Genomic DNA, 22,991 nt, shown 5'->3' on the forward strand with positions numbered 1-22,991 from the left:
GCGGCCTCAGATGCAGCGCCCGCCATCGACCTCGAGCACGGCGCCCGTCACCATCCCTGCCTCGTCCGAGCAGAGATAGCAGGCCGCGTTGCCCATGTCCCCGGGTGTCGAGAACCGGCCGAGCGGAATGGTGGAAAGGAACTTCGCCCGCGTCTCGGGCGTGTCGCCGCCCATGAAGCTGGCCAGCAGCGGGGTCTCTCCGGCGACGGGGGCCAGCGCGTTGACCCGGATGCCGTCGGGGGCAAGCTCCACCGCCATGGTCTTGGTCGCGGTGATCATCCAGCCCTTGGAGGCGTTGTACCAGTTGAGCTGCGCACGCGGGCTGATCCCGGCCGTCGAGGCAACGTTCAGGATCGTGCCATGCCCGGCTTTCTTCATCGCCGGGACGGCGTGCCGCGCGGTCAGGTAGACCGATTTGCAATTCACCGCGAAAACCCGGTCGAAGGCGTCCTCGGGCACGTCCTCGAGGGCGCCGCGCTCATGGGTGATGCCGGCATTGTTGACGAGAATGTCGACCCGCCCCCAGGCGTCCAGCGCGGCGGCGCACATCGCGGCCACGCTGTCGCTGTCCGAGACATCGACCGCCTGCGCCACCCCGCCCAGTTCGGCCGCGATCTCCCGGGCCGCCTGCGCGTTGATGTCGGCCACCATGACGGTCGCGCCCTCGGCCGCGAATTTTCGCGCGATCCCGGCCCCGAAGCCCGAGCCTCCGCCGGTGACGATCGCCGTTTTTCCGTGAAGTCTCATGTCGTCCCGCCTCCCGTCTGTCCGCCCGACTGTTCGCCAGCCGGGCGTGAAAGGCAAGGGTGGGTCACCCCTGGCAGGCCAGTTCGCCGGCCATGCGCCGCGCCGGCCGGCGGATCGGTGCGCCGATCGCCATGGCGATGGCGAAGCCGGGCGACGTGCAGAAGCACATCACGGCCCTGCCAGCACGGCCGCGCGGGCCCGTGCGAGCATCGGAATGCTCCGTTGCGCCTCGATCAGAAGTCGAAGAGCTCGCTCAGGAAGCTTTCCTTTTTCTTGCGCTTGTAGGGGCGCTGCGGGTCGTCGTAGCGCGGGGCCCGTTCGGGCTGGGGCGGCGGCGGCGGGGCGGCGCGCTCGATGATCTTGTCGAGTTCACCCCGGTCCAGCCAGACGCCGCGGCATTTCGGGCAGTAGTCGATCTCGACGCCGCTGCGATCCGCGATCACCAGGGTCTCTCCGTCGATAGGGCACTTCATGGGAGCGGGTCCTCCGTCACTGGGATACACCCGCTCAGATGGGGGCAGGACCGGGCCGCGGCAAGTCACTCAGCCGTGATGCGCCGCCACCGTCTTGAGCGCCGAGAACCCGTAGAGCGCCTCGAAGCCCTTCTCACGGCCATGGCCGGATTTCCCGACGCCGCCGAAGGGCAGTTCGGCCCCGCCGCCCGCGCCGTAATTGTTGACGAAGACCTGGCCGGCGCGCAGCCGCTTGGCCAGCCGCATCTGCCGCCCGCCGTCCCGCGACCAGACGCTGGCCACCAGCCCGTAATCGGTGCCGTTCGCGATGGCGACCGCCTCGTCCTCGTCGTCGAACGGGATGACGCACTGCACGGGGCCGAAGATTTCCTCGCGTGCCAGGACATGCCCGGGCGTCACGCCGGCCAGCAGGACCGGCGCGACGTAGTGACCGCCGCCGGGCGCGTTGCCGACGATTTCGCCGCGCGCGGCCTCGGTCAGATCGCCGGCCCGGTCCAGGTATCCCTCGACGATCTGTTTCTGCCGGGCCGAGATCAGCGGTCCCACGTCGAGATCGGCCACCGCGGGTCCGGTGCGCAGCGCGCGGTAGCGGTCGGCCATGCGGGACAGCAGTGCGTCATGGATGCGCCGCTCCACCAGGATGCGCGAGGCGGCGGAACAGGTCTGCCCGGCGTTCTGGATGCCCGCGTTCACCAGGAAGGGCAGCGCCGCGTCGAGATCGGCGTCGGCAAAGACCAGCTGCGGGGATTTGCCCCCGAGCTCCAGCGTGACCGGGACGATGTTGCGGGCCGCCGCGGTCTGCACCAGCGCCCCAACGCCCACGGAGCCGGTGAAGCTCAGGTGATCGACGCCCGGGTGCCCGGCCAGGGCGGCGCCGGCCTCTTCGCCCAGGCCCGGCACCACGTTCAGCGCGCCCGTGGGCAGGCCGGCCTCGGCGGCGATATGGGCGAAGGCCAGCGCGGTGAGGCAGGCCTCCTCGGCGGGCTTGAGGACGCAGGCATTGCCCATCGCCAGCGCCGCGCCGACGGACCGGCCGATGATCTGCATCGGGTAGTTCCAGGGCACGATATGGCCCGTCACGCCATGCGGCTCGCGCAGGGTGTAGACCGTGTACCCGTCGAGATAGGGGATCGTCTCGCCCATGACCTTGTCGGCCGCGCCGCCGTAGAATTCCATGTAGCGCGCCAGCGCGAGGGCGTCCGCGCGGGCCTGCTTCAGCGGTTTGCCGACATCCGTCGCCTCGATCTCGGCAAGCGTGTCGGCCCGCGCGGCGACCAGCTGGCCGATGCGGGACAGGATGCGGCCGCGCTCGGTCGCCGTCATCCGGCCCCAGTCGCCGTCGCGCGCGGCCCGGGCCGCGGCCACGGCGGCGTCGATGTCCGCCGCCCCGCCGCGTGCGATGGCCCCGATCCCGGAGCCGCTGGAGGGATCTTCCAGCGGCAGGGTCGCGCGGCCCTCTGGCGGCTGCCAGCGCCCCCCTATAAAGAGCTGTTCCGGGTCAAACCAGAGTTTATCCAGTGCCATGTCTGTCCTCCGTCCAGTGGGCCGGGATGGCCGGGGCGGCCGCGATCAGTTGCCGCGTGTAGGGATGGGCGGGTGCGTCGAAAACCGTCTCGGTCCGGCCTTCCTCGACGATCTCGCCGGCCTTCATCACCAGCACCCGGTCGGTGATGGCGCGCACCACCGTCAGGTCATGGCTGATGAACAGGTAGGAGAGCCCGAAGCGCCCCTGCAGATCGGCCAGCAGATCGAGGATCTGCGCCCGGATCGACACGTCGAGCGCCGAGACCGCCTCGTCCAGCACGATCAGCTTGGGCCGGATGATCAGCGCCCGGGCGATCGCGATACGCTGGCGCTGCCCGCCCGAGAACTCGTGGATGTAGCGCGCCCCGTCGGCGGGGGACAGGCCCACCGCCTCCAGCGCCCCGGCGATCCGGTCGTCGCGGTCCTCGGGCGCATGGTCGAGCAGGTGGAATGGCTCGGCCACCAGCCGGGCCACGCGATGGCGCGGGTTGAACGAGCCGAAGGGATCCTGGAACACCACCTGCATCTTGCGCCGCAGCGTCGCCGGCATGCGGCGTCCCGCATGCACGGTCGCGCCGTCCAGCGTGATCCTGCCCCCTTGCAGCTCTTCCAGCCCGAGGATCGCGCGTGTCAGCGTGGATTTCCCGCAGCCGGATTCCCCGACCAGCCCGAGGCTCTCGCCCGCGTGCAGGGTAAAGCTGACCCCGTCGACCGCCCGAAACGTCGGCGCTGCGCCGAAGAGCCGGGTGCCCGGCAGCGCGTAGTCGCGCACCGCCCCGCGCACGTCCAGCAGCGGCGTTTCGCGGGGCGCGCCGTGGCGTTCGGGCACATGGGCCGTCGCCGCGAAGAGCCGGTCGGTATAGGGATGCGCCCTGCGCCGGAAAAGCGTCTCGGTCGCGGCCGCCTCGACGATCCGTCCGTCCTGCATGACCGCGACGTGATCGGCCATGCCGGAGACCACCGCGAGATCGTGGGTGATCAGCATCAGGCTCATGCCCTCCTCGGCGACGAGCCCCTTCAGCAGATCGAGGATCTGCGCCTGGGTCGTCACGTCGAGCGCCGTCGTGGGCTCGTCGGCGATCAGCAGCTTCGGCCGCAACGCCACCGCCATGGCGATGCAGACCCTCTGGCGCTGCCCGCCCGAGAGTTCGTGCGGATACCGCGACAGCGGGAAACGCTCCGCCGGCAGCCCGACCCGCGCCAGGCGGTCCCGCGCGGCCGCGGCCGCGCCGGCGCGGTCGGCCGCGCCGTGCACGATCAGCGTTTCGGCCACCTGGTCGCCGACGGTCTGCACCGGGTTGAGCGCGGTCATCGGCTCCTGGAAGATCATCCCGATCTCGTTGCCGCGCAGCCCGCACATCGCCCGCTCCCCGAGAGAGAGCAGGTCGCGCCCGCCGAAGCGCGCCGCGCCTTCGGCCCGGGCGCCGTCGGGCAGCAGCTGCATCAGGGCGAGCGCCGTCATCGATTTCCCCGATCCGCTCTCGCCCACGAGCCCGAAGACCTCGCCCGCGCCGATCTCGAAGGAGACGTCCCGCAGGATCGGCTCTGCCCTGATGGCGAGCGACAGGGTCTCGACCGAGAGCAGGCTCATCGCGCCCTCCGGAGCCTGGGGTCGAGCAGGTCGCGCAGGCCGTCACCTATCAGGTTCAATCCCAGAACCGTCAGCACGATGGCCAGCCCGGGGAAGATCGCGAGATGGGGCGCGAAAGAGATCATCGTCTGGCTCTCGGCCAGCATCCGGCCCCAGGACGGCGTCGGCGGCTGCGCCCCGAGCCCGACATAGCTGAGCCCGGCCTCGGCCAGGATGCCGAGCGAGAACTGGATCGTGGCCTGCACGATCAGAAGGTTGGCGATATTGGGCAGGATATGCTCGACCGAGATGCGAAAACCGCCCTTGCCCGCGACGCGCGCGGCAAGGATGTAGTCCAGCGTCCAGAGGCTCAGCGCCGCGCCGCGGGTGACCCGCGCGAAGACCGGCGTGTTGAATATGCCGATGGCCAGGATCGCGTTCAGCGCCGATGGCCCGAACACCGCCGTGATCAGGATCGCGATCACCAGCGCCGGAAAGGCGAAGATCAGGTCGTTGCCCCGCATCACCACCTCGTCCACGAGCCCGCCGCGCCGGGCGGCGGCCAGCAGCCCCAGCGGCACGCCGAGCATCACGCCCATGCCGACGGCCACGATCGCCACCGCGATCGATGTCCGCGCACCCACCATCAGCATCGACAGGATGTCGCGCCCGAAATGGTCGGTGCCGAGCCAGTAGGTGGCGCCGGGCGTCCGGAGTTTCTCGGCGATGTTGAGCCCCTCGACCCCGTGCGGCGTCCAGACGAAGGACACGAGCGCCGCGACCGCGAAGACCGCGGTCAGCGCCCCCCCAAGCAGCAGGGCCGGCGGCCACCTCATCGCCGCCTCCGCAGCCGCGGGTCGACCGCGGCATAGGCGAGATCGACCAGGAAATTGACGGTGATGACCGCGAAGACCAGCAGCATCACGACCGACTCCACGACGACCAGGTCGCGCTGCGTGATTCCCTGGAAGATGAGCCGCCCGAGACCCGGCAGGAAAAAGACGTTCTCGATGATGATCGCGCCGGCCAGCAGGAACGAGAACTGGAGCCCGATAATGGTCAGCACCGGGATCATCGCGTTCCGGAGCGCGTGACGGAACACCGCCTGGCGCCGGGTCAGCCCCTTGGCCCGCGCGGTGCGGATGTAGTCCTGGCCGAGCGTCTCCAGCACGCTCGAGCGCATCACGCGGGCGAGAATCGAGGCTTGCGGCAGCGCCAGCGCCACCGCCGGCAGGGTCAGCGCCTTGACGTTGATCCAGATCCCCTCGTCCCAGCCGGGGAAGCCGCCCGCCGAGAACAGCCGCAACTGGATCGCGAAGACCAGCACCAGCAGCATCGCGAACCAGAAATTCGGCACCGCGATGCCCAGCTGCGTGGCCCCCATGATGCCGGCGTCCACGGCGGTGCCGCGCCGCGCCGCCGCGATCAGGCCCACCGGAAAGGCGATCGCCGTCGAGAGGGCCAGCGCGTAGGCCGCCAGCGGCAGCGACACCCAGAGCCGGGCCGCCACCAGGTCGGCCACCGGCACGCGGTAGGTGTAGGAGATGCCGAAATCGCCCCGCAGCATGCCGCCGATCCAGTCGAGGTAGCGGGCCGGCAGGCTGCCGCCCAGTCCCAGTTCTTCCCGCAGCGCGGCGACCGCGGCCGGATCTGCGTTCAGACCCAGCATGAAGGCCGCCGGGTCGCCCGGAACCCCCTCGATCACCGCGAAGATCACGAGGCTCGCGACGATCAGGCTCAGCCCCAGCGAGACGAGGCGCGAGATGGCGAAGCGGAGCATTCCGGCGAGGGTCCTCCCTGGTCCGGCCCGAGCCTAGGCGCGGCCTGCACGGGGGTCCAGCCCGAAGCGCGACCGGCCCGTCCAAGTGGTCCAAATATCCCCCGCGCGGCGCGCATGAAATCCGCGCCCGAAGGGCGCGCCGGGCTTGCCAGGCCGGTGATTCCATCCGATAACGGCGCCGAGCCGTGGCGATGGCGTCGCCACCGGGGCCGGCACGTGGCCCCGCGCTCGCGGGCGGATCGCCCGCTGTCGTCCTGCACGCCGGGACCTTTCGAGGGGTCCGGGCGCACCGGCCCCCGTGGACGGAGGTCGAAGATGACAGATACCCAGAGACCGGAATTCTATCGTTTCCACAACGGCGAGAAGGCCGCGCTGCCGTTCGCGGCGGAAGAATACGCCGCGCGGCTGGCCGGGCTGCGCGCGGCGATGGACGAGGCGGGCGTGACGGCCGTGGTTCTCACCTCGATGCAGAACGTCGCCTATTACGCCGGCTTTCTCTACTGCGCCTTCGGGCGGCCCTATGCCTGCGTGGTCACGCCGGCGGATTGCGTGACGATCTCGGCCGGGATCGACGCGGGCCAGCCCTGGCGCCGCTCGGCCGGCGACAACATCACCTATACCGATTGGGCGCGCGACAATTTCTGGCGCGCGGTCCGGTCGGTCGCGGGCACCGGCGGGCGGATCGGCTACGAGGGCGATCACCTCACGCTGGAACAGTCCGGGAAGCTGCAGGCGTTCCTTGCCCCGGCCGCGACGGTGGACATCGCCCCGGCCACCATGCGCCAGCGCATGCACAAATCGCCCGCCGAGATCGACCTGATCCGCCAGGGCGCCGCGGTGGCCGATGTCGGCGGCTACGCGATCCGCGAGGCGGTCCGCGAAGGCACGCGCGAGATCGACGTCGCCATGGCCGGACGCGACGCGATGGAGCGCGAGATCGCGCGCCGCTTTCCCGAGGCCGAGTACCGCGACACCTGGGTCTGGTTCCAGTCGGGTCTCAACACCGACGGGGCGCACAACCCGGTCACCGGGCGCGCCCTCGCGCGGGGCGATATCCTGAGCCTCAATACCTTCCCGATGATCTCGGGCTACTACACGGCACTGGAGCGCACGATGTTCCTCGGCGCGGTCGACCCGGCGTCGCGCGAGATCTGGGAGGCCAACGTCGCGGCCCACGAGCTCGGCATCTCGCTGATCCGGCCGGGGGCGAGCTGTTCCGGCATCACCGCCGAGATCAACGCCTTCTTCGCCGACCGCGATCTGCTGCGGTATCGCAGCTTCGGCTACGGCCACAGCTTCGGGATTCTCAGCCATTACTACGGCCGCGAAGCCGGCCTCGAGCTGCGCGAGGACATCGACACCGTGCTGGAACCCGGCATGGTCGTGTCGATGGAGCCGATGCTTACGATCCCGGACGGTCAGCCGGGCGCGGGCGGCTACCGCGAGCACGACATCCTCGTGGTGACCGCGGACGGGGCCGAGAACATCACCGGCTATCCCTACGGCCCGGCGTTCAACGTGGTTGGATAGGCGGCAGGCCCGCGCGGCGTCAGTGGCGCCGCGCGGGCCGCCGGCTGGCCACCGGGCGGGCCTTCTGACGCTCGCGCAGGAAGACGAAGAGCCCCGCGCCCACGATCAGCGCGATACCGGCCCAGACCTCGGGGGCGGGCAGATCGCCCCAGATCGCCCAGCCCCAGAGCACCGCCAGCGGCAGCCCGACATATTCGAAGGGGGCGACCGTCGCCGCGCTGGCGATGCGATAGGCCGCCGAGAGGCAATAGCCGATCACCGCCGAGCAGAGCCCGAGACCGAGGAACAGCCAGCGGTCCGTGCCCTCGGGCCAGATCCACGCCCGCAGCAGGAAACGCAGGCTCTCGTTTTCCATCCCGGCGGCGAAGCGCCCGTCGCCGGCCACGAGCCAGAACAGCGCCGAGACCAGCAGGAAGCTGCCCTGGATGTAGACCGCCATCGCCGAGGCCCGCGCGCCGACGCCGAGCTTGCGGGTCATGAGTTGCATCATCGCGTACATGAGCGCGGCGAAGACCGGCAGCAGCAGCACGGCCCGCGGCACGTCGAGCGCGGCCTCGCCGGCCCAGGGGCGCTGCATGATCACCACCCCGAGGAAACCGACCACGACCGCCCCGATCCGGAGCGGTCCGACCTTCTCGCCGAGGATCGGGACCGACAGCACCGTGATGAAGAGGGGCGCGGCGAAAAAGAGCGCCGTCGCCTCGGCCAGGGGCAGCACGGCAATGGCGGCGAAGAAGGACATGTTCGCCACCACGATGCAGAGACCGCGGAAGAGATGCAGCAGCGGCCGGTCTGTCTTGAGCAGCCGCCAGCCGCCTTCGAGCTGCACCAGCGTCAGCGTGAAGACCAGCGCGATGGCCGAACGCGTGAAGACCAGCTGATGCAGCGGGTAGCCGCCCGAGAGCTGCTTGATCAGCATGTCGTTGACCGAGATGGCCGTCACGCCCAACAGGATAAGGGCGATGCCGACGGCCGGCCGGTCGGGCGCGGTACTCTCTGGCGTTGTCATGGTCGGGTCCCGGGCCGGGCGAAATGGCCCGGCTCAGCCCGATGGTTCGCACCGGCCTCCCGCGCCGTCAAGTGTGCGGCACGGGCGGGCGGCCGGCGACGGTCGGTGTCACTCTTCCCAGTAGACGCCGGTGAGATCGTTCGCCTGGGTCGGCGCGTTTTCCCAGAGCCCGCGCAGCTCCGCCCGGGCCACGCCCGTCCGGGCGAGCTGGAAGAGATACCCGTTCACGTAGTCGTCGGCGATGTGGCGCTGGGCGGCCTGCATCAGCTCGGAGCGTTTCGCCGGGTCGGTCGCCTGGGTCAGCGCATTCATCAGCGCCTGGAACTCCGGGCTGTCGTAGTTGAAGTAGTACTCCGGCCGGGCATAGATGCCGATATCCATAGGCTCGGTGTGACTGACGATGGTCAGGTCGTAATCCGTGCCCTTGAAGACCTGCTCCAGCCACTGGGCCCATTCCAGGTTCTCGATCTCGGTCTCGATCCCCACCGCGCGCAGCTGCGCGGCCACGATCTCTCCGCCGCGGCGGGCGTAGGAGGGCGGCGGCAGTTTCAGCGAGAGCGTCAGGCCCTCGCCATGGCCGGCCTCTTCCAGCAGCGCGCGGGACTTGTCCGGATCATGGGCGGATTGGCCGGTCAGATCCACGTAATCGGGGTGATGCGGGGCGAAATGGGTGCCGATGGGCGTGCCGTACCCGAACATCGCCCCGTCGATGATCTCCTGGCGGTCGATCGCGTGGGCGATGGCCTGCCGAACGCGGATGTCCGACAGCACCGCGTCGGCGTTGTTGGTCGACAGGATCGTTTCGCCCTCGGTCGAGCCGATCAGCAGCTGGAACCGCGGATCGGCCTCGAACTGGGCCAGCGTCTCGGGGGCGGGATAGCCCGGGAAGGCGTCGATGTCCTCGGCCATCATGGCCGAGAACGCCGCCGTCGGGTCCGAGATGAACTTGAAGGTCGCGGACTCGAGCGCCGGGGCCTCGCCCCAGTAATCGGGGTTGCGCACGATCTCGACCCGGTCGCCCTTGACCCATTCCTCGAACATGAAGGGGCCGGTGCCGACCGGCGCGGTCGCGGCCTGGTCGATGGATTCGGGCGCCACGATCACCGCGTCGCCCCAGGCCATCTTGGTCAGGAAGCCGCCATCCGGCGCCGAGAGCGTGACCCGCACGGTCAGCGGATCGATCACCTCGACATCGGTGATCCCGGCGAAGAGCGCCTTTTGCGCGTTGGTCGACTCCTCGGCGCGGGCGCGGTCGAGCGTGAATTTCACGTCCTCGGCGGTCATCTCGGAGCCGTCGTGGAAGGTCACGCCCGCGCGCAGGTCAAAGGTGTAGACCGCGCCGTCGCCGGAAATCTCCCAGCTCTCGGCCAGGGCCGGCGCGATCGAGCCGTCGGCCTGGTAGCGGGTAAGACCCTCGAAGATATTGGCGTAGACGACCTCGTCGATGGCGGCCGCGGCGCCGCCGGTCGGGTCCAGGTTGGGCGGCTCCAGCTGCATCCCGATCGTGATGTCGGTCTGGGCGGCGGCGGCGGTCGCGCCGGCCAGCAGCGCGGCGGCGGCGGCGGTTGTCAGGCGCTTCAACATGAATGTCCCTCCCCGTGGGTCTGTCTTTGGCCGCAGGCTATCCCGAAAGCCCGCGGCTTGGGAAGTGCCGGGCGCGGTCAGCGCGCCAGCAGCAGTTCGGCCAGCGTCAGCGTCAGCACCTTCGCGCTGTCGGCCATGTCGTCGATCCCGACCCATTCGTCCGGCTGGTGGGCCAGGTCGAGGATCCCCGGGCCATAGGCGATGCAGTTCTTCATGCGCCCGATCCGGTCGATGTGCTTCTGGTCGTATGTTCCGGGGCTGACGACGTAATCCGGCGCGCGGGCCAGCACGCGCTCGATCGCGGCGCTGACGGTCCGGACAACGGGCGCGTCGCGCTCGGTCATGGACGGCACCACCTCGTGCATGTCCCGGATCTCGTAGTCGAAACCCGGCCGGCCCGCCTTGATATGCTCCATCATCGCGCGGATCTCGGCCTTCACGGTGGCGATATCCTCCTCGATCAGGAAGCGGCGGTCGATCACGATGCGGCAGCGGTCCGGCACGCAGGGCGCGGGAAAGCCGTCATAGCCCGCCTCGTGTTCCGGCTCGCCGCCATGGATCGAGTTGATGTTCAGGGTGGATTGCTTCGCCCCGTCCGGCACCACCGGCATATCGGTGTGCTTCGAGGCGAGCAGCGGGAAGAGGTGGGTCTCCATCTCGGCGAGGACGGCCCCCATGTGGCGCACCGCGCAGTCGCCCAGGAACGGCATCGAGCCGTGCGCGATTCGTCCCTTGGTCTCGATCTCGGCCCACCAGACGCCCCGGTGGCCGAGGCAGACGCGGTCCTTGTTCAGCGGTTCGGGGATGATCACGTGCTGGACGCGCTCGGGCGTGAAATAGCCCTGGTCCGCCATCCAGGCGACGCCGCCGTAGCCGCCCGATTCCTCGTCCGCCGTGGCCGAGATCTCGATAGCGCCGGCATGGTCCGGAAAGCAGGCGACGAAGGCCTCCGCGGCGACGATCGCCGTGGCGATGCCGCCTTTCATGTCACAGGCCCCGCGGCCATAGACGCGGCCGTCCTTCACCGTGCCGCCGAAGGGGTCGGTCGACCAGCCCTGGCCGACCTCGACCACGTCCGTGTGGCCGTTGAAATGAACGCAGTCCCCGGGGCGCGTGCCCTCGCGCCGGGCAAGGAGGTTCCAGCGCGGGTACTTGTCGCTGTCGGCCGGCGCGCCTTCGGCCCGCAGCAGCTGCACCGTGAATCCCGCGGCATGCAGCCGGGGCTTCAGCGCCTCGCAGATGTCGCGGTAATGCCGGCCCGGCGGGTTCAGCGTGGGAATGCGGATCAGCGCCTGCGTCAGGGCGACCAAATCGTCGCGCCGGGCGTCGATCTCGGCGGTCAGGCGGTCCATGTCGGCGGGTGCGGTCATGGCGCGGAGCCTAGCGGCCGCCCAACGTGCCGGCAATCCGCATCTTCCATCCGCGGGCCGCGCGCCCCATATCGGGCATGGCCAGCCCTGCCGCGCGCTGCTATCAGCCCGCCAAACGAGGAGAGTGCCATGGCTTATGTGAAATGGGGCGTGATCGCCGCCGTGCTTGCCGCCTTCGTCGGGCTGCTGCACTGGTCGCTGCCGCAGCGCGACATCGTGCAGATCGTGGGAACCGACGTGAAGCGCGAGGACGTCACCCGCGGCGACGGCGAGATCATGAGCCGCGACGTGCGGTTCATCAATGCCCGGACCGAGGAAGGCCGCCCGCGCGTGTACCGCAACGAGGACACGGGGTGGGGGTTTCCCTTCTACTTCAAGTTCGACACCGGCGACCTGACCGCCGAGGCGCAGAGCCTGGCCAAGACCGACCAATGGGTGGCGGTGACCCATTACGGCTGGCGGATCCCGCTCTTCTCGATGTTCCCGAACGCGGTCAGCCTGCGCGAGGTCACCGGACCGGCGGCGAGCTTCTTCCCCTGGTTCAACGTGATCTTCCTGACCGTTCTGGCCCTGGCGCTTTTTGCGATCTACCGCCGCATCCAGCGTTTCCGGCGCCGCCGCATCGACCCGGTGCTCGAGGATATCGACGAAAGCTGGGACGAGATGGGCGACCGCGCCAGCGGATTGTGGCAGCGGGTCAGGCGGTTCTTCTCGGGGCGCTGATCACGCGCCCCAGGGCACCCAGATGTTCTTGACCTCGGTCGCCTGGCGCAGAAACTCCTGCCCCTCGCCATCCGGCCCGGCCCAGTCGCGGCCCAGGCCGTCATTGAACCATGTCCGCTTCAGGTTCCCGGCGGACTCCGCCTCGATCGTGGCGGAAAGTTCCGCCGCCCCGAAACACCAGACCGCGTCCACGTCGAGATGCCCGGCCAGCGGCCCGGCCAGGTCGCCGTGGCGGCCGGTGACGATGTTGACGACGCCGCCCGGCAGGTCCGAGGTGTCGAGCACCTGGTAGAAGTCCGTCGCCGCCAGCGGGGCGGTCTCGGAGGGCACCAGAACGCAGGTGTTGCCCATCGCCACCGCCGGTCCCATCACCGACACAAGCCCGAGCAGCGGCGCCGCGTCGGAACAGATCGCCCCGATCACCCCCACCGGTTCGTTCATGGCCAGCGCCATGCCGCGCATCGGCACGTCATGGGCCGCGCCGTCATACTTGTCGGCCCAGGCGGCATAGGTGAAGAGCCGCTGCACCGCGGCGTCCACCTCGGCCGTGGCGGCCTTGACCTGCTGGCCGGTCATCGTGCGGATGCGCGCGGCGAACTCGTCCGCGCGGGCCGACAGGTTTTCGGCGATGAAGTAGAGGATCTGCGCCCGCTGGTGGCCATGTGTCCGCCCCCAGGCATCGGCCTTGCGGGCGGCCTCGACGGCGTTGCGGATATCCTTGCGGTTGCCCAGCCCCACATGCCCGGCGAGCCGGCCGCGCGGCCCGGCGACGGGCATGGCATAGCCGCCGTCCGGGCGGGCCTGCTTGCCGCCGATATAGAGCTTGGCGGTGCGGTCGATCCCGTCGCCGGCGCGCGGGGCGGCGCGCGCTGCACCCTGTCGCGCGACCAGCCGTCTCGGCGTCGCCACCGGGATCTTCCGGGTATAGGCATAGAGCCCTTCGCGCCCGCCCTCGCGGCCGAAGCCCGACTCGCGCCGCCCGCCGAAACCCGCGGCGGCGTCGAACATGTTGGTGCCGTTCACCCAGACCACGCCCGCGGCCAGCCGCGGCGCGATGTCGAGGGCGAGGTTGATGTTTTCCGACCAGACGCTCGCGGCCAGCCCGTAGCGGGTGTTGTTGGCCAGCGCCACGGCCTCGGCGGGGGTGCGGAACGTGGTGGAGACCAGCACCGGGCCGAAGATTTCCTCTTGCATCAGCGGGGCTGCCGGATCGAGGCCGGTGACCAGCGTCGGCGGGTAGTAGCAGCCGCCCTCGGGCAGGGGCGCGGCGGTGCGATGCACCTGCGCGCCCTCGGCGGTGCCGTCCTCGACCAGTCGCGTGATCCGGTCGAGCTGGCCGCGATCCACGATCGCGCCCACGTCCACGGCCTTGTCCAGAGGATCGCCCACGCGCAGCTTATCCATCCGCGCCCTGAGCCTGGCATAAAAGCCGTCCGCCACGCTTTCCTGCACCAGCAGCCGCGAGCCGGCGCAGCAGACCTCGCCCTGGTTGAACCAGATCGCGTCCACCAGGCCCTCGACGGCGCTGTCCAGGTCGGCGTCGTCGAAGACGATGAAGGGCGACTTGCCGCCAAGTTCCAGCGTCAGCCGCTTGCCCTGGCCGGCCGTGGCCGCGCGGATGCGCCGACCGATGGTGGTGGACCCGGTGAAGGCCACCTTGTCGACGCCCGCATGCGCGACCAGCGCGGCGCCGGTCTCGCCGGCGCCGGTCAGGATATTGACGACGCCCGCCGGCAGCCCGGCCTCCCGGCAGATCTCGGCGAAGAGCAGGGCGGTCAGCGGTGTCTGCTCGGCGGGTTTCAGCACCACCGTGTTGCCCATGGCCAGAGCCGGGGCGATTTTCCAGGCGAGCATCAGCAGCGGGAAGTTCCACGGGATCACCTGCCCGCAGACGCCCAGCGGCGCCTGGCCGGGCATCTCGGTTTCCATCAGCTGCGCCGCACCGGCATGATAGTAGAAATGCCGCGCGACGAGCGGGATATCGATGTCGCGGCTCTCGCGGATGGGCTTGCCGTTGTCGAGCGTCTCGAGCACCGCGAGCAGCCGCGCGTGTTTCTGCACCAGCCGGGCCAGGGCATAGAGATGCCGGGCCCGCGCATGCCCGCTGCGCCGAGCCCAGCCGGGCTGGGCCTTGCGGGCCGCAGTCACGGCGGCGTCCACATCCGCGGCCCCGGCTTCGGCCACATGGGCGAGGGTCACCTCGTCTGCCGGGTTCACGGTCTCGAAATGCCGCCCGGAAAGAGGCGCGCGGAACGCGCCACCGATGAACAGTCCGAACCGGCGGTCGTTACCGTCCAGCCAGTCCATCGCCGGGCGCGCATCCTCGGGGGCCGGGCCGTAGTCCATGGTCTCGAAGATCTCTTTCACGGTCATGGCCTTACCCCATCGGATGGCGGTAGCCGGCCGAGTAATGGCCGGTGACATGGTGTTCAAGCTGGCGCTCGATATCGCCCAGCAGGCTCGAGGCGCCGAAGCGGAAGAGATGCGGGCGCAGCCAGTCGTCGCCCAGTTCCTCTTTCATCAGGGTCATCCAGGTCAGCGCATCCTTGGCCTTGGAAATTCCGCCCGCCGGCTTGAAGCCGACGGCGTGGCCGGTGCGCGCGCCGTAGTCGCGGATCGCGCGCAGCATGGTCAGCGAGACGGGCAGGGTGGCGTTGACGGGCTCCTTGCCGGTCGAGGTCTTGATGAAATCGGCCCCGGCCATCATGCACACAAGGCTCGCCCGGGCCACGTTGCGCAGCGTGCCGAGCTCCCCGGTGGCCAGGATCGCCTTCACATGCGCGGGGCCGCAGGCCGCGCGAAAGGCGTGCATCTCGTCATAGAGCGCCTGCCAGTCGCCGGTCAGCACGTGGCGGCGCGAGATCACGATGTCGATCTCGTCCGCGCCGGCCTTTACCGACTCCTCGATTTCCGCGATCCGGAGATGCAGCGGCGAGAGCCCGGCCGGAAACCCCGTCGAGACCGCCGCGACCGGGATACCGCTGCCCGCAAGCGCGGCGACCGCGGGCGGCACCATTTCGTGATAGACGCAGACCGCCCCCGTGGTGAGCTTCGTCCCGGTCATCCCGAGCGCCTCCAGCAGGTCGTCGCGGACCGGGTGGCGCGCCTTGGCGCAGAGCCGCCGCACGCGGCCCGGCGTGTCGTCTCCCGCGAGCGTCGTCAGGTCGATCAGCGTGATCGCGCGCAGTAGCCACGCGGCCTGCCAGTCCTTCTTGACCGACCGCCGCCCCGGCAGGGTCTTCGCGCGGCGTTCGATGGCGCTGGTATTGGCCTGCACGGCAGCGACCCAGTCCAGATCGAGCGCGGTCCCGGGGTTGCGCTGTGGCTGGACCTGGGGCAGGTCGGGCACCTTGGCCCCGGCCTGCGCGTGGGTGGACGTCTGCACGGGGAAAGCCCTCGTCTCGGCTGCCATCGCGGCGGAGCGTTGCATGGAAGCCGGGGCGTTTCAAGCTGCCCGGCGCGCGGGGTCAGTCCTGCCGGATCGCCCGCCCGGCGGCGAGTGCGACGGCGAAGCCGGCCGCAGCGACCGCGACGATCGTGGGCCCTGTGGGGGTGTCCCAGTGAAAGGACGCCCCAAGCCCGGCCAGCGCCGCCCCGGCGGCGAAGAGCGCGGCGAGCGCGGCCATGCCTTCGGGGGATCGGGCAAAGCTGCGCGCCGCGGCGGCCGGGATGATCAGCATCGAGGCGATCAGCAGCGCCCCCACCACCTTGATCGCCACCGCGACCACCAGCGCCAGCGCCAGGGTCAGCACCATCCGCTCGCGCCGGGGATCGATGCCCGAGGCGAAGGCGAGATCGGCGTTCAGGGTTGCCGTCAGCAGCGGCCGCCAGCGCCAGGCCAGCAGCCCGAGGACCGCCGCCGCGCCGCCCCAGATCACCGCCAGGTCGGCGCGGCCCACCGCGAGAATGTCGCCGAAGAGATAGCCCAGCAGGTCGACCCGCACGCCGTCGAGAAGCGAGACCGCCACCAGCCCCAGCGCAAGGGTCGAATGCGCGACGACCCCGAGCAGCGTGTCGGTGGAATGGGCGCGCCCGCCAAGGCCGGCCACCACCGCCGCGGCGGCGAGGGCCACGGCCAGAACGCCTGCGAAGATCGAGATCTCCAGCGCCAGCGCCAGCGCGACGCCGAGGATCGCGGCATGGGCCGTCGCATCCCCGAAATAGGCCATGCGCCGCCAGACGACGAAACAGCCCAGCGGACCGGCGGCCAGCCCGAGTCCGACGCCCGCCAGCGCCGCGCGCAGGAGGAAATCGTCCAGCATCAGCCGTCCCCCGGCCCGTGGGCGTGGGCATGTTCGTGCCCGTGATCGTGCTCATGGCGGTAGAGCGCCATCGTCCCGCCGGTGCCCGGCCCGAACAGCGCACGGTATTCCGGCGCGGCCGAGACAACGGTGGGCGTGCCCTCGCAGCAGACATGGCCGTTGATGCAGATCACCCGGTCCGAGGCGCTCATGACGACGTGGAGGTCGTGGCTGACCATCAGCACCGCGCAGCCGGTTTCGGCCCGAACCTGTTCGATCAGCTTGTAGAATTCCGCCGTGCCCGGCTGGTCGAGGCTTTGCGTCGGCTCGTCCAGGACGAGGATGTCCGGGTCGCGCAGCAGCGCCCGGGCCAGCAGAACCCGCTGGAACTGCCCGCCCGAGAGCCCGCGCAGGCTGCGGCCGACCAGGCCCGGTAACCCGACGCGTGCGAGCACGGCCGCGACGGCCTCGGGCGGCTGCGGATCCGGCAGGTCGAGGAACCGGCCGACCGTGACCGGCATCGTTTCGTCGAGGTGAAGCCGTTGCGGCACATATCCGATCGAGAGCCCGGGCGCCCGGCGCACGCGGCCCCGCGCGGGGCGGAGCGCGCCGACCAGCGTGCGGATCAGCGTCGATTTGCCGGACCCGTTCGGTCCGACCACGGTGACGATCTCGCCGCGCGCGATCCGGAAATCCACGGCCTCCAGCACGGTTTGACCGCCCAGCCGGACGGTGACGTTCTCGGCGTCGATCAGGCTCATGGGCGCGGCTCCGGCGCGGTGCAGGCCGGGCAGAGCCCGACCGCCTCGATCACGGTGCGGTCGATGGCGAAGCCCAGCGCCGCCGCCGCCGCGTCCAGCTCCGTGCGGGCCGCGGCGCTGTCGGCTTCGGCGACCGAGCCGCAGTCATGGCAGATCAGGAAGGCGGGCGCATGGGCCTCGCCGGGATGCATGCAGGCCGTGAACGCGTTGAGCCGCCGGATCCGGTGGGCAAAGCCGTTCTCGACCAGGAAATCCAGCGCCCGGTAGGCGACCGGCGGCTGGTGGCCGAGTCCTTCGGCGGCGAGACGCTCCAGCACGTCGTAGGCGCCCATGGCCGCGTGGGTCTCGAGCAGGATTTCCAGCACCCGGCGCCGCACCGGCGTCAGGCGCAGCTTTTCCCGGTCGCAGACCGCCTCGACGCGCGCGATCACGCCGGCCACGCAGCCGGCGTGGTCATGGCTCTCGAAGGCGACGGAGTGAACAGGGGCGGACATGGCGACTTTCTGATTGTTATAGTATTACATATCATATATGCAGGAGCCGTTCCCGGCAATAGACAAGGCGAGACCGCGATGAAACCCCTTTTTCCAGTGCTAGCGAGCTTTTCCGTGTTCTTCTCCGGCGCCGTCGCGGCGGACCCGCCGCGCGTCGTCGCGGACATCCCGCCGATCCATGCGTTGACCGCGCGGGTGATGGAGGGGGTCGCGGATCCCGATCTCTTGCTGCGGCCCGGTGCCTCGCCCCATGACTACGCGATGCGCCCTTCCGAGGCACGGGCCCTGTCCGAAGCCGATATCGTGTTCTGGGTCGGCCCGGTCCTGACCCCCTGGCTCGACGAGGCGCTGGACACGCTTGGCGGCACGGCCGAGATCATGACCCTGTCGGAAACGCCCGGACTCGCCCGCCTCGAAATGCGCGAGGGCGCGACATTCGAGGCCCATGATCACGACCACGCCCATGACGACGACGACCACGGTCATGACGATGACGACGACCACGCCCATGACGACCATGCTCACGACGACCACGGTCACGACGACGATCACGACACTCACGACCATGGCGCGATCGACCCGCATCTCTGGCTCGATCCGGCGAATGCCGCGCTCTGGCTGAACGCCATCGCGGCGGCCCTGTCGGCCGCGGACCCGGAGAATGCCGACACCTATCGCAGCAACGCAGCCCTGGCCGAGGAGGAACTCGAAGCGCTGGTCGCGGAGACGGATGCACGGCTGGCCCCGGTGCGCGGCCTGCCCTTCGTGGTCTTCCACGACGCCTATCACTATTTCGAGGCGCGTTTCGATATCGAGGCCGCGGGCGCGGTCTCGGTCTCCGATGCGACGGACCCGGGTCCGCGCCGCGTGGCCGAGATCCGTGACCTGATCCGCGACACCGGCGCGGCCTGCGTGTTCACCGAACCCCAGTTTCCGCCGCGGCTCGTCGACACGCTGATCGAGGGCAGCACGGCGCAGACCGGAACGCTCGACCCGCTGGGCGCGGATCTCGCGCCGGGGGCGAAACTCTATCCCGCGCTCATCCGCGGCCTCGCCGACGGGATGATCGACTGCCTCGGGACGCGCTAGCCGGTGTTGACGCCACCGCCGGCCCGGCAGTAGGCCGGGCCGGTGCCGCGGGCGGGCCGCGGCGGAATCGCCGGAGACCCAGATGACAGACGACGCAGGCGCAGTGGACTGGATCGCCGCGGACTGGGGCAACACGCGGCTCCGGGCCTGGGCGATGTCCGCGGGGGGCGAGGTGATCGGCCAGACGACCGGTCCCGGTGTCGCCGCGCTTTCCGGGGCGGGGTTCGCCCCGGCCCTGGCCGACCGGATCGGGCACTGGCTGGCCGATGGCCGGCGGACGCCCGTCCTGGCCTGCGGCGCGATCGGGTCGCGCGAGGGCTGGACCGAGATCCCCTATCGCAAGGTGCCCTGCACCCCGCGCGCCGAGGCCCCGCCGCCCGAACTGCCCTGCGACGACCCGCGCATCGCGCTGCGTATACTGCCGGGGCTCTGCCAGGACAACCCGGCGGCCGTCATGCGTGGCGAAGAGACCCAGATCGCCGGGTTCCTCGCCGGCCGGCCGGATTTCGACGGTGTGCTCTGCCTGCCCGGCACGCATAGTTTCTGGGTTCAGATCAGCGCCGGCGAGGTGGTGAGTTTCCAGAGCTTCATGACGGGAGAGCTGTTCGACCTGCTGGCCGCGCGCTCGATCCTGCGCCACGGCATGGGGCAGGGCGGCTGGGAGGCCGGGGCCTTCCGCACGGCGCTCGACGACGCGCTGTCGAAACCCGAGCGCGTGGCGGCACGGCTTTTTGAACTGCGCGCCGAATACCTTCTGAAAGACCTCGCCCCCGAGGCCGCCCGGGCGCGGCTGTCGGGGCTCCTCGTCGGGATCGAACTGGCCGCCGCACGGCCCTACTGGCTTGGACAAGAGGTCGCCGTGATCGCCGGGGAAGGGCTCGCCGGGGTCTATGGCGCGGCGCTGACAGCGCAGGGAATGCCGCCGGCAAGCGAGGATTCCGGGCGCATGGTGCGCGCCGGGCTCGCCCGCATCCGGGCCACGCTCGACTGACCCGGGCTCAGCCCGTGCCGAAACGCTCCAGCGCGGCCGTGTAGGTCGCGGCGTCCGTGTTTCCCCCGGTGGCGACCACGATCACCGTGTCCCCGGCGACCGCATCCGGCTGGAACAGCGCCGCGGCCAGCGCCACCGCGCCGCCCGGTTCGAGTACGATCTTCAGCCGAAGAAAGGCCTGGGCCATTGCGCGCAGGCAGTCCTCGTCGCTGGCCACGATCCCCGGGCCGCAGAGTTTCCGCAATATCGGAAAGGTGAGCTGCCCCGGTTCCGGCGTCATGATCGCGTCGCAGATCGAGCCGGTCAGCCGGTCGTTGCCCAGGACGCGCCCCGCCGCGAGCGAGCGGGCCGTGTCGTCGAAGCCTTCGGGTTCGCAGGGCCGCGCGCGCAGCCCCGGTGCGCGGGCCTCCAGCGCCAGCGCGATGCCGGCGGTCAGGCCGCCACCGCCGCAACAGACCAGGACGTCGGCCTCGGTCACCCCGGCCGCGGCGGCCTGCTCGGCGATCTCGAGCCCGCAGGTGCCCTGGCCCGCGATCACCTCCGGTTCGTCATAGGGCTTGATGAGCGTCAGCCCGCGATCCGCGGCCATGCGGTCGCCGATCTCCTCGCGGGACTCGCGCGCGCGGTCGTAGAGCACGACCTCCGCGCCCAGCGCGCGCGTGTTCTCGATCTTGAGCCGCGGTGCATCCGACGGCATCACGATCACTGCCGGCGCGCCGAGCGCCGCCGCGGCACGCGCCACGCCCTGCGCATGGTTGCCCGAGGAATAGGCGATCACGCCCGCCCGGCGCGCGGCCGCGTCCAGTGCCGAGACCGCCGCCCAGCCACCCCGCGCCTTGAACGAGCCCGTGTGCTGCAGGCATTCGGGCTTCACCAGGACGCGCTGCCCGGCAAGCCGGTCGAGAAACGGCGAGGACAGGAGCGGCGTGCGCCGCACATGGCCCTCCAGCCGCGCGGCGGCGGCCTCGATCATGGTGATGTCGGTCATTGGCAACGGTCCAGGAATTCGCGGATCACCGTCAGGCTCTCCGCTTCGTCGAGAAAGGGGACATGGGCGCGGCCGGGCACCTCGGCGAAGAGCATGTCCGGGCGCCGCCGGCGCATCTCGTCGGCAACGCGGCGCGAGAGAAGATCGGAGTTCGCACCGCGGATCAGTGCCACCGGCAGCCCTTCCAGCGCGTCGAAGAGCGGCCAGAGATCCGGTTGCTCGCCTTCGAAGGCGGCCAGGAAAGACTGCCGCAGGCCGGGATCGTAGTTGATGCGCAGCCCGTCCGGCGTCTCGTCGAAATGGTGGCGCACCTCGTCCAGCCAGCGGCCCGCGGGGACGTCCGAGAAACCGGTCATCAGCGCGGGCATGGCGGCGGCGGCGTCCGCGTGGCTCCCGAAGGCGGGATTCCGGCCCACATAGTCGAAGATCTTCTTAAGCCCGGCGCGCTCGATTTCCGGGCCGACGTCGTTCATCAGCAGCCCCGCCAGGCGATCCCTGGCCGTGGCGGCGAGGAAGAGCCCGATCAGCCCGCCACGGGACGTGCCGATCACCGCGGCCCGCTCGAGACCGAGATGGTCCAGCAGTTCGAGCGCATCGCGGGCCTCCACGGGGACCGCGTAGCTCATCGGGTCGTCGGACCACGCCGACTGCCCGCGGCCGCGGTAGTCCATGCGGATCAGCCGCCCGCCGTCAAGCTGCGCCGCCATGTAATCGAAATCGGAGGCGTTGCGGGTGAGCCCTGAAAGGCAGAGCACGGGCAGGCCCGCGCCCTCGTCGCGGTAGGCAATGCGCAAGCCGTCGGAACTGGTGAAAAACTGCGTCATTCCACCCCCGCGAGCGCCGGGATGCCCGTCAGGTCCGGCAGGACGTGCTGCGGCGTCCAGGGCAGGCGATCCATCGGGTCGCCCGCGCGGTTCACCCAGGCCGTGGTAAAGCCGAAGCCGCTGGCCGCGGCCGCGTCCCAGCCGTTGGACGACACGAACAGCACCTCGTTCCGGTCGCAGCCGAAGCGCTGACCGACGAGATCGTAGACCCCGGCATGGGGCTTGAAGACGCCGACGCTTTCCACGCTGAGCACGTCGTCCAGCATGTCCCCGAGCCCGGCGGAGTCGACCGCGCCGGCCAGCATGGCGGGAGAGCCGTTCGACAGGATCGCCGTGGTGCGGCCTGCCGCCTTGAGCGCGCCGAGCATTCCGGGCACTTCCGGGTAGGCCGCGAGTTCCCAGTAAAGCGCGAGCAGGCGTTCGCGCAGTTCGGCCTGGCCGTCGAGCCCGGTCTTCTCCAGCGCCCAGTCGAGCCCGTTCTGCGTGACCTCCCAGAAATCCGCATGCGTGCCCGATACGGCCCGGAGCCAGGTATACTGCAGCTGCTTCTGCCGCCAGTGCTCGGCCAGCTCCCGCCACCGTGCGGCCAGCGCGTCCCGACCGGGTTCGCCGGCGGCCTCGCGGGCCGCGGCGGCGACGTCGAACAAGGTGCCGTAGGCGTCGAATACGCAGGTGGTGACGGGCATCTCTCCTCCTCCTCGGGGGCGAACTCTTGCACAGCCCCGGCGCGGTTGATACCCCGATTCCCGCCCCGAGGGTTTACATAAGCGAGATCGTGTTTACCTTGGGTCCGAACCCCGGAGAACCTGCGCCTGCGCGCGCGGCCTCTCAAATCAACCCTCCCAAAAACAGAGAGTACCTCATGACCCAGGCAAAGCCGGGCGACAAAGTCCGCATTCATTATACCGGCACGCTGAGCGACGGATCGACCTTCGACTCTTCCGAGGGACGCGACCCGCTGGAATTCACCGTCGGCTCGGGCGAGATCATCCCCGGCCTCGACAAGGAGGTCGAAGGCATGGCAGTCGGCGAGGCCAAGTCGGTCACCGTCGCCGCCGCCGAGGCCTATGGCGACCACGATCCCGGCCGCACCCAGGCGGTGCCGCGCGACCAGGTGCCGGAGCACATCCCGCTGGATATCGGCACCCAGCTTCAGCTGCAGACGCCGGACGGCCAGGCCGTCGCCGTGAGCGTGGCCGAGGTGACCGAGGACGAGGTCGTCCTGGACGCCAACCACCCGCTCGCCGGCAAGGATCTCAACTTCGCCGTCGAACTGGTCGAGATCGTCTGATC

Annotated in this window: 22 protein-coding genes; 5 read left to right on the forward strand and 17 right to left on the reverse strand. The window is 70.3% G+C overall.

The annotated features are described in order from the left end of the window. Positions 1-6 precede the first annotated feature (6 nt). The 6 genes from ACQ5SP_RS00910 to ACQ5SP_RS00935 all read right to left on the reverse strand — a co-directional run bounded on the left by ACQ5SP_RS00910 (position 7) and on the right by ACQ5SP_RS00935 (position 6,094). The gene (locus ACQ5SP_RS00910) at positions 7-747 is read right to left on the reverse strand and encodes a glucose 1-dehydrogenase (protein ID WP_430935471.1); all 741 of its coding nucleotides are present in this window, start codon (positions 745-747) and stop codon (positions 7-9) included. Between the two features lie 233 nt (positions 748-980). Continuing rightward, a complete protein-coding gene (locus ACQ5SP_RS00915) occupies positions 981-1,220 on the reverse strand; it encodes a zf-TFIIB domain-containing protein (protein ID WP_430935473.1) in 240 nt (79 codons plus the stop codon). Positions 1,221-1,289: 69 nt separating this feature from the next. Further along, on the reverse strand, positions 1,290-2,744 hold the full coding sequence (locus ACQ5SP_RS00920) for an aldehyde dehydrogenase family protein (protein WP_430935475.1): 1,455 nt from the start codon (positions 2,742-2,744) through the stop codon (positions 1,290-1,292). Continuing rightward, positions 2,731-4,335 (reverse strand): ABC transporter ATP-binding protein, encoded by a 1,605-nt coding sequence (locus ACQ5SP_RS00925; RefSeq protein WP_430935477.1) that lies wholly within the window; start codon positions 4,333-4,335, stop codon positions 2,731-2,733. The genes ACQ5SP_RS00920 and ACQ5SP_RS00925 overlap by 14 nt, the downstream gene beginning before the upstream one ends. Further along, positions 4,332-5,150, reverse strand: coding sequence for an ABC transporter permease (locus ACQ5SP_RS00930; protein ID WP_430935479.1), 819 nt, complete (start codon positions 5,148-5,150; stop codon positions 4,332-4,334). Before ACQ5SP_RS00930 ends, ACQ5SP_RS00925 begins: the two co-directional genes overlap by 4 nt. Next, positions 5,147-6,094, reverse strand: a complete 948-nt coding sequence (locus ACQ5SP_RS00935; protein ID WP_430935481.1) for an ABC transporter permease — start codon at positions 6,092-6,094, stop codon at positions 5,147-5,149. The genes ACQ5SP_RS00930 and ACQ5SP_RS00935 overlap by 4 nt, the downstream gene beginning before the upstream one ends. Positions 6,095-6,409: 315 nt before the next feature. Here ACQ5SP_RS00935 and ACQ5SP_RS00940 point away from each other — a divergent pair, with 315 nt between their 5' ends. Further along, positions 6,410-7,624 carry a M24 family metallopeptidase gene (locus ACQ5SP_RS00940; protein WP_430935483.1) on the forward strand — a complete coding sequence of 405 codons (1,215 nt, stop codon included), beginning with the start codon at positions 6,410-6,412 and terminating at the stop codon, positions 7,622-7,624. Positions 7,625-7,643: 19 nt separating this feature from the next. On the opposite strand, the gene ACQ5SP_RS00945 is transcribed toward ACQ5SP_RS00940, so the two are convergent. From ACQ5SP_RS00945 to ACQ5SP_RS00955, 3 genes are all read right to left on the reverse strand, one after another. Continuing rightward, on the reverse strand, positions 7,644-8,633 hold the full coding sequence (locus ACQ5SP_RS00945) for a DMT family transporter (protein WP_430935485.1): 990 nt from the start codon (positions 8,631-8,633) through the stop codon (positions 7,644-7,646). A 108-nt stretch (positions 8,634-8,741) separates the two neighbouring features. Next, on the reverse strand, positions 8,742-10,217 hold the full coding sequence (locus ACQ5SP_RS00950; protein WP_430935487.1) for an ABC transporter substrate-binding protein: 1,476 nt from the start codon (positions 10,215-10,217) through the stop codon (positions 8,742-8,744). A 77-nt stretch (positions 10,218-10,294) separates the two neighbouring features. Further along, complete coding sequence (locus tag ACQ5SP_RS00955) at positions 10,295-11,587, reverse strand: acetylornithine deacetylase/succinyl-diaminopimelate desuccinylase family protein (protein WP_430935489.1); 1,293 nt, start codon at positions 11,585-11,587, stop codon at positions 10,295-10,297. A 129-nt stretch (positions 11,588-11,716) separates the two neighbouring features. On the opposite strand from ACQ5SP_RS00955, the gene ACQ5SP_RS00960 reads away from it, so the two are divergent. Further along, entirely contained in the window at positions 11,717-12,310 is a 594-nt protein-coding gene (locus tag ACQ5SP_RS00960) for a DUF1523 family protein (protein WP_430935491.1), read from the forward strand. On the opposite strand, the gene ACQ5SP_RS00965 is transcribed toward ACQ5SP_RS00960, so the two are convergent. Genes ACQ5SP_RS00965 through ACQ5SP_RS00985 form a run of 5 tightly spaced genes read right to left on the reverse strand, consistent with a single transcriptional unit; the run spans position 12,311 to position 17,806 of the window. Further along, positions 12,311-14,683, reverse strand: a complete 2,373-nt coding sequence (locus tag ACQ5SP_RS00965; RefSeq protein WP_430935493.1) for an aldehyde dehydrogenase family protein — start codon at positions 14,681-14,683, stop codon at positions 12,311-12,313. 4 nt (positions 14,684-14,687) lie between these two features. After that, a complete protein-coding gene (gene deoC / locus ACQ5SP_RS00970) occupies positions 14,688-15,740 on the reverse strand; it encodes a deoxyribose-phosphate aldolase (protein WP_430935495.1) in 1,053 nt (350 codons plus the stop codon). A gap of 37 nt (positions 15,741-15,777) precedes the next feature. Then, positions 15,778-16,572 carry a metal ABC transporter permease gene (locus ACQ5SP_RS00975; RefSeq protein ID WP_430935497.1) on the reverse strand — a complete coding sequence of 265 codons (795 nt, stop codon included), beginning with the start codon at positions 16,570-16,572 and terminating at the stop codon, positions 15,778-15,780. Further along, on the reverse strand, positions 16,572-17,312 hold the full coding sequence (locus tag ACQ5SP_RS00980) for a metal ABC transporter ATP-binding protein (protein WP_430935499.1): 741 nt from the start codon (positions 17,310-17,312) through the stop codon (positions 16,572-16,574). The genes ACQ5SP_RS00975 and ACQ5SP_RS00980 overlap by 1 nt, the downstream gene beginning before the upstream one ends. Then, positions 17,309-17,806 carry a transcriptional repressor gene (locus tag ACQ5SP_RS00985; protein WP_430935501.1) on the reverse strand — a complete coding sequence of 166 codons (498 nt, stop codon included), beginning with the start codon at positions 17,804-17,806 and terminating at the stop codon, positions 17,309-17,311. The genes ACQ5SP_RS00980 and ACQ5SP_RS00985 overlap by 4 nt, the downstream gene beginning before the upstream one ends. A 78-nt stretch (positions 17,807-17,884) precedes the next feature. Between ACQ5SP_RS00985 and ACQ5SP_RS00990 the strand changes: the two genes are divergently transcribed. Beyond that, on the forward strand, positions 17,885-18,895 hold the full coding sequence (locus ACQ5SP_RS00990) for a zinc ABC transporter substrate-binding protein (RefSeq protein ID WP_430935503.1): 1,011 nt from the start codon (positions 17,885-17,887) through the stop codon (positions 18,893-18,895). Positions 18,896-18,977: 82 nt separating this feature from the next. Continuing rightward, positions 18,978-19,886: a 2-dehydro-3-deoxygalactonokinase gene (locus ACQ5SP_RS00995; protein ID WP_430935505.1), complete on the forward strand. Its 909-nt coding sequence runs from the start codon at positions 18,978-18,980 to the stop codon at positions 19,884-19,886. A 7-nt stretch (positions 19,887-19,893) separates the two neighbouring features. Here ACQ5SP_RS00995 and ACQ5SP_RS01000 read toward each other — a convergent pair whose 3' ends face one another. From ACQ5SP_RS01000 to ACQ5SP_RS01010, 3 genes are read right to left on the reverse strand one after another with little or no spacing between them, the layout of a single operon-like run. Beyond that, entirely contained in the window at positions 19,894-20,874 is a 981-nt protein-coding gene (locus ACQ5SP_RS01000; RefSeq protein WP_430935507.1) for a threonine ammonia-lyase, read from the reverse strand. Then, the gene (locus ACQ5SP_RS01005) at positions 20,871-21,698 is read right to left on the reverse strand and encodes an alpha/beta fold hydrolase (protein WP_430935509.1); all 828 of its coding nucleotides are present in this window, start codon (positions 21,696-21,698) and stop codon (positions 20,871-20,873) included. Before ACQ5SP_RS01005 ends, ACQ5SP_RS01000 begins: the two co-directional genes overlap by 4 nt. Next, positions 21,695-22,384 carry a haloacid dehalogenase type II gene (locus tag ACQ5SP_RS01010; protein ID WP_430935511.1) on the reverse strand — a complete coding sequence of 230 codons (690 nt, stop codon included), beginning with the start codon at positions 22,382-22,384 and terminating at the stop codon, positions 21,695-21,697. The genes ACQ5SP_RS01005 and ACQ5SP_RS01010 overlap by 4 nt, the downstream gene beginning before the upstream one ends. A 176-nt stretch (positions 22,385-22,560) precedes the next feature. Between ACQ5SP_RS01010 and ACQ5SP_RS01015 the strand changes: the two genes are divergently transcribed. Next, positions 22,561-22,989: an FKBP-type peptidyl-prolyl cis-trans isomerase gene (locus tag ACQ5SP_RS01015; protein WP_430935513.1), complete on the forward strand. Its 429-nt coding sequence runs from the start codon at positions 22,561-22,563 to the stop codon at positions 22,987-22,989. Positions 22,990-22,991: the final 2 nt, after the last annotated feature.

It is taken from the genome of Rhodovulum sp. YNF3179, from assembly GCF_050586465.1.
Classification (GTDB): Bacteria; Pseudomonadota; Alphaproteobacteria; order Rhodobacterales; family Rhodobacteraceae; genus CAJXYS01.